The sequence below is a fragment of the Falsiroseomonas sp. genome (genome assembly GCF_030695085.1).
Lineage (GTDB): Bacteria > Pseudomonadota > Alphaproteobacteria > Acetobacterales > Acetobacteraceae > Falsiroseomonas.
Genome location: NZ_JAUYTS010000112.1, coordinates 1 through 6,353, shown reverse-complemented (window position 1 = coordinate 6,353; position 6,353 = coordinate 1). Strand labels below are relative to the sequence as shown.

4 protein-coding genes are annotated in these 6,353 nt (G+C 74.2%); 1 reads left to right on the top strand and 3 read right to left on the bottom strand.

Going from position 1 to position 6,353, the window contains the following annotated elements; translation table 11 throughout:
* From Q8S40_RS12370 to Q8S40_RS12360, 3 genes are all read right to left on the bottom strand, one after another.
* Nucleotides 1-1,382 (bottom strand): DUF6212 domain-containing protein (locus tag Q8S40_RS12370; protein WP_305670647.1); only part of this gene is annotated, 1,382 nt, incomplete at its 3' end.
* Entirely contained in the window at nucleotides 1,379-2,746 is a 1,368-nt protein-coding gene (locus Q8S40_RS12365; RefSeq protein WP_305670646.1) for a glycosyltransferase family 4 protein, read from the bottom strand. The genes Q8S40_RS12370 and Q8S40_RS12365, both read right to left, overlap by 4 nt.
* An 84-nt stretch (nucleotides 2,747-2,830) precedes the next feature.
* Complete coding sequence (locus tag Q8S40_RS12360) at nucleotides 2,831-5,152, bottom strand: glycosyltransferase (protein WP_305670645.1); 2,322 nt, start codon at nucleotides 5,150-5,152, stop codon at nucleotides 2,831-2,833.
* Between the two features lie 280 nt (nucleotides 5,153-5,432).
* Between Q8S40_RS12360 and rpsB the strand changes: the two genes are divergently transcribed.
* Nucleotides 5,433-6,299 (top strand): 30S ribosomal protein S2, encoded by an 867-nt coding sequence (rpsB, locus tag Q8S40_RS12355; protein ID WP_304816219.1) that lies wholly within the window; start codon nucleotides 5,433-5,435, stop codon nucleotides 6,297-6,299.
* Nucleotides 6,300-6,353: the final 54 nt, after the last annotated feature.

The window sequence follows — 6,353 nt, the reverse complement described above, 5'->3', positions numbered from 1 at the left end:
GCAGCGGGCAGGGGCGCAGCGGGCACGGGCGCGGGCGCGGCGGGCTGGCGCGACGTAGGCAGGGGGGCCGCAAACTGGGGCAGCGCCGTGGCACGTGCCGAGGTGGGGCGCTGTCGCGGCACCCCGGCCGCGCCGGCCATCAATGCCAGCATCGAGATTTCCACCGTCATCGCCGCCGCGGATCGGTTGCGGAAGGCGAGGCCAAGCCGGACCGCGCCACCGAGCCCGGCCGGCAGCGGCAGCGCGATGCGGAGCGAGCCGGTCGCATCCGGCATGCGCCAGCCACTGTCCCGCGCCTGTCCGGCCTCCGGCCCCGTCTGGAGCGCCACCTGCAAGGCGGCGCCCTCGCCGAGCCGGCAGGCGATCTCGGCCAGGGCCAGGTCGGCCGCGCCGGGCGGCAGCAGCGGCAGGACGAGCCGCGCCGTCGCACCGGGCGCGATCTCAAGCATCAGGCGCGGTGCCTCCGCCCCGGCGGCGATGGCGGTGGTGGTGGCGCCCTCGACCCTGGCTGCCTCCCAGGCCTGCGGCGGCACCGGCAGCGCGACCCCGGGGCGTGGCGCGGCGACGCCGCAGGCGGCCCAGTCGAACTGCCACGGCAGAACCAGATGGTGCGGCTCCGCCGTCTCGGCGCGCAGCGCCAGCGGGGCGGTGGGGCCGGTGCCGGCGGCGGAAAGCTGCAGCACCTCGCCCGGGGCGACCTCCACCGCCACCTCCAGCACCGCCTCGGCCGCGCCCGGTGGGGCCGGTTCCGGCAGGTCCAGCGGCAGCCAGCCGTCGGTGATCATGTGGCCCGGCAGGGTCCAGGCGCCGATCACCCGCCCATCCGCCAGCAGCCGCACACGCAGCAGGCTGGCGGCGCTGGCGCGCGCGGCGGCGACATGCAGCGCGATGCCGCAAAGCCCCTCCGCCGCCCGGCCGAGCTGCTGCGTCACGAGGGGCTGCGTCCCCTGGGCGGGCGGCGCGGTGGCGGTGCCGATGGGCGGCAAGTCGATCACCAGGCTGCGCGCGGCGGGTGGCCGGCTGCCGGGCCGGCCCAGCAGCGCGAGCCGCGCCGCCTGCGCCTTGGCGAGCGCCTGCAAGGCGAGATCGAGCAGCGCCAGGGCCGGGTTCGCGCCGAGGATCTGCGGCACCCCCTTCGGCAGCCCCGCTGCCAATCCGGCCGCCGCCACCGCATCCGGCGCGAGCACGGCCAGCGGCGCCAGGCCGGGCGGCAGGGGCTCGGCCGGGCCATCCCCGGCCTGACGCCGCAGCACGCCCCCGAAAGGCCGCAGCACCGCCAGCGGCAAGGCCTCCAGCCCCATCATGCCGGCCGCGGCCACCACGGCGGGCTCCCCGGCCGCGAGGGCGGCCCTTTCGGCGGCGCCGATCAGGAAATCGGTCATCTGGGCATCTCCATTTCAGGGGCCGGGGTGCGGGCCAGCGCATGGTGGGCGCCGGCGGCGCGTAGCAATCCCAGCCATTCGGGCAGGATGCGGTTCCAGGACCGGCGCGCCGCCTCCGCCCTCGCGCGTCCGGCCATCGCCGCGGCGCCCACCGGGTCCGCCAGCAGGGCGCGCAGCGCGGCGCCGAAGGCCTCCGGCGCGGGGGTCGGCACCAGCCGGGCGAGACCGGGGGCGGCGGCACCCAGCCCTTCCAGTGCCGATTCCGTCGCCACCACCGGGCAGCCGGCGGCCGCGGCTTCAAGGAATACCAGCGGCAGCCCCTCCAGCGCCGAGGGCAGCACCAGCGCATCCGCTGCCAGATACCAGGCGCTGGGATCGGCCAAGTGTCCCAGCAGCCGCAGATGCCGGGCCGGGTCCGCCGCCGCCTGGCGGTCCAGCGCCGGGCGCAGTGGGCCGGCGCCGGCACAGGCCAGCGTCATGCCCGCAGCGGCGGCAATGCCGGGCAGGTGCTGCGCACCCTTGGTCTGTTCCAGCCGGCCGACGAACAGTAGCAGCGGCGCATCCGGATGCAGCCCGAGGGCGCCGCGCAGCGTCATGCGCAGCAGGGTGCGGTCGGCCAGGGGCGGCGGCGGGGCCGGATTATCCACCTGGGCGACGGCGCCCTGCGGCAGCCCGAAGAAACGCGCCGCCCGATGCGCGCCGGGGGGGGAGACCGCGCACCACGCCGCCCGGCCCGCCTGCAACCCGGGCAGCGCTTCCGCGATGCCGCCCGGCTCGGCCTCCGGGGCCAGATGCACCACCACCAGCCGCGGCAGCGCCGTGCCGGCGCGCAGCAGGCCCAGCCCGGCATTCGGCCAGGGCAGGGGGATCAGCAGGATATCGGGCGCCAGCGCCGTGATCGCCGCTTGCGCAGCGGCTTCCTGCGCCACGATTTCATCCGCGGCCGGCACGCGGCCTGACCAGCCGATGGCGGCGGCGTGCAGCTGGGGCTGTGCCGGTTCCGGCAGGAAGGCGGCGGCCAGGGCCGGCATCAGGACCGGGTCTGCCGCCAGCGTGACGCGCAGGCCCGGCTGGGTGGCCAGCCGCGCGGCGAGTTGCACCGTATGCCCCTCGGTCCCGCCGAAGCGGGTGGAGGGAAGCAGGATCAGCAGGTGGCGGAGCCGGCCGGATGTGGCCGGGGCAACCGGCGCGGCCGGCGGCAGGCTCGGGGCGAGGTCTGGGGTCGCGCCGGGGGGCGGGGTTCCGGCCGGGCTGCCGGCCAGCCCCGCAGCAGGGGCCGGCTCCGCGGCGGGATCCTCAGCCGTGCCCGGCCCGGCGCCCATCTTGCCCCGTTTGGCGGCGGCGCGGCGCGGCGCGCGGGTCATTCGATCTGGTCCTGCGATGCTGTCACCTTGGCAGGTCCCTTAGCCCAGCGCATCGCGCGGCGCCAAGCCGGCCCGGCGGCGCGCTCAGGCGCTTGCCTTGGCGGCCGGGAGGGGGATGCCGCGCGCGAGGCCCGCGAGGTTCCGCATCGCCGGCGCCAGCGCCGCGGGGGCGAAATGGCGGCGGCCGAAGGCCAGCGCCGCATCGCCCATCCGCGCCCGCGCCGCGGGGTCCAGCACCAAAGTGGCGAGCGCCGCGACGAAACCGGCGCGATCGTCCGCCAGGGCATAGGCCTCGCCCGCGCCGCCGGAGATGCCGTACAGCGCCTCCGCCGTCAGCACGCTGGGCAGGCCGTGGCTGAGATACTCCACCGTCTTGATCTTCAGCCCGCCACCATAGAAGACAGGATTCACCCCGATATGCAGGGTGCCGAGGAAATCCTCCGGCCGCGGCACCGCGCCGTGCACCACCACGCCGGGCCGCCCGGGTGGCACCGCGGCGCAGACCGCGCCGGCCACATGCAGCTCCGCCCCCAACGGCGCGATGGCGGGCCAGACCTGGTCCAGCAGCCAGACCAGCCCGTCCCGGTTCATCGGGCTGTCACCGCCAAGGAAGCCGATCCGCACCGGCCCCTCCGCAGGGCCGGCGGCGCGCGGCATCAGCTGCACCACATGCGGCGCCAGCATCACCCGGCCGGGCAGCAGGGTCTCCAGCCAGTTGAACTCATCCTGCTGGATCGCCAGAAGCTGGTCGAAGCCGGACAGGATCTGCAATTCCTCCTGCACGCTGATCTCGATGAAGTGGCGGCGGCCGAAATGGGCGAAGTTGCGCGCGCGGAGCGACATGATGTCGTGCGTGTCCAGCACCGTCAGCACCGGCTGGTGGATGGCGTGGCGCAGATAGGACAGGCGGATGTATTCCAGCACCACCGCATGCGGCGGGTTGGCCGCCAGATGCTGCGCGAATAGCGGCAGCAGGGACGCGATGGTGGATCGCCGCTCGAAGGGGGTCAGCCCCGGCGGCAGTTTCGCATCCGGCGTCGGCGGCAGGGCGCCGGTCGGGAAGATCCGGCACCTCCCGCCCAGCAGCGCCTTCGCATGGGCATGCTCCGGTGCCGACATCGTGCCGATGAAGAACAGGTCGAGGTCCATCTCGGTCCGCGCCGCGCGGGCGAGGGAGGCGATGCGGGCGTGGTTGCCCAGCCGTTCCTCCCAGAAGCGCAGGTCGGTCGCCAGCAGCATGCGCGGCCGGTCCGCGGCCAGGCGCAGCATGGCAGGGCTGGCCAATTGCCGCTGCTCCGCCGCCACCCGCGCGGCATAGCGGCGCCAGATTGTCGCGGACGCCTCCGCGATGCGCGGCCGCAGGGCCGCATCCAGTACCGCCCGCTGCACCAGGCCGGCCAGCGCGGCGGCATCGGTGGCGGCGTGGCAGGCCGCCTCCGGCTCCAGCCCGGCGAAGGCCTCCATCGTGCCGGCCACCGGGCGGCCGCGCGAGAGCGCCTCCACCGTCTTGATCTTGAGGCCGGTGCCGCCCTCATGCGGGTTCACCACCAGGTCCACCGCGGCATACAGCTCATCCGGGTCGTCCACCGGGCCGACCAGCGCCAGGCCGGGGCCCGGCTCCAGGTGCCGCGCGGCGCTGCCGGCGATACGGATCTCGGCCCCGGCGGCGGCCAGGCCCGGCAGGTCCAGCGCGGCCAGGAAGCGGTCCAGCGCCCGGGTGTTCATCGGGTTCGAACTGCCGAGATAGCCGATCACGAAGCGCCCATCCGACGCGCGCGGCGGCAGCGGCGGGCGGTCGCCGGCCGGGATGTGGCCCAGCGTCAGCACCGGCTTCGGGCTGTAGGCCTCGAAGGCCGCGCGTTCCTCATCCTGGATCGCCAGCACCAGGTCGGCCCGGCCGAAGCCGCGCGCCTCCTCCGCCTCCGTGGTGAAGAAGAATGAGGGCGTCAGGCCGAGCTCGAGCAGCCGTTTGTCGCGCTCGCCGAACTGGTCATGCGTGTCCAGCAGCTTCAGCACCGGCGCGGCGGCGCGCAGGTTCGGCGGCGGGAAGAAGGTGAAGGCGCGGCTCAGGAAGACATATTCGACCAGCACCATGTCGAAGCCCGGCCGGCGCACCGCCAGCGTCGCCAGTTCCTCCTCCAGCGCCGGCTGCACCCAGTCATCCAGCCCGAACCGGGTGCCGAGGCTCGGCTTTTCCAGCGCCCGATCATGCGGCACCAGGATCAGCTCATCCCAGGTGTTTCGCATCGATTCAATGTATTCCGGCGCGACCTTCTCACGGTCCAGCAGACAGAGCGTGATTCGGTGCCCGGCCGCCTTCAGGTCGGACAGCACGGCATGGATGCGGGCGCGGTTGCCGGCATCCTGCGGGTGGCTCGGCGTGGGGGAGACGACCAGGATGCGCATGGCGGGCTTGGGGTGTCCGAAGGCGAGGCGGCAGGATAGGGGTGGGGGACAGCGCTGCAAACCCGGCTGCGAAGCCGGCCTTCGGGGTTGCGGCCCCCGCCGCGGTGGGGCATACCGCGCCCGCCGGCCCAGGGCGCAAGCCCCGGGGTGGCAAATTCGCACGCGGTGCACCTTCCGGGGGTCTCTCCCCGAGGGTCCGGTCCCCTCCCTTCGGTCTGACGGGCGGGGGCGGCAGCGCGGAGGATCAACCGGACCACTGGAAGAAGAAAGGATTTCGCCGATGGCGATGCCCGACGTCACCCTGCGCGGCCTGCTCGAAGCCGGCGTGCATTTCGGCCACCACACGCGCCGCTGGAACCCCCGGATGGCGCCCTACATCTTCGGCGTACGCAACCAGGTCCACATCCTGGACCTGCAGCAGACCGTGCCGATGATGGACCGCGCGCTGCGCGCGATTCGTGACGTGGTGGCCGCTGGCGGCCGCGTGCTGCTGGTCGGCACCAAGAAGGCCGCCGCCGAATACGTCGCCGAAAGCGCCGCGCGCTGCGGCCAGTATTACGTGAACCACCGCTGGCTCGGCGGCATGCTGACCAACTGGAAGACCATCCAGGGCAGCATCAAGCGCCTGAAGCAGATGGAAGAGCAGCTCGGCGGCAACATCCAGGGCCTGACCAAGAAGGAAGTCCTGATGCTGACGCGGGAGCGTGAGAAGCTCGACCGTGCGCTCGGCGGCATCAAGGACATGGGCGGCCTGCCGGACATCATCTTCGTCATCGACACGGTGAAGGAGAAGCTGGCGATCGAGGAGGCCAACAAGCTCGGCATCCCCGTGGTCGCCGTGGTCGACAGCAACGCGGACCCGATGGGCATCGCCTATCCGATCCCGGGCAATGACGACGCGATCCGCGCCATCCACCTGTATTGCGACAGCGTCGCCGGCGCGGTGCTCGATGGCATCTCGGCCGAGCTCGGTTCCTCCGGTGCCGATCTCGGCGCCGCCGAGGAACTGGCACCCGAGGCGCTGCCGGATGTGGCCGATGTGCTGCCCGAGGCACTTGCCGCGGAAATCACCGCCGAGATCGCCGCCGAGGCGCCGGCCGCCGCACCGGTTGCGGAAGAGCCCGCCAAGGACGCCCCGGCGGCCTGAGGCTCCGCCCCGGGCTTGGACCGGGGCGGGTTGGGACACCAGGCCGGGCGCCGC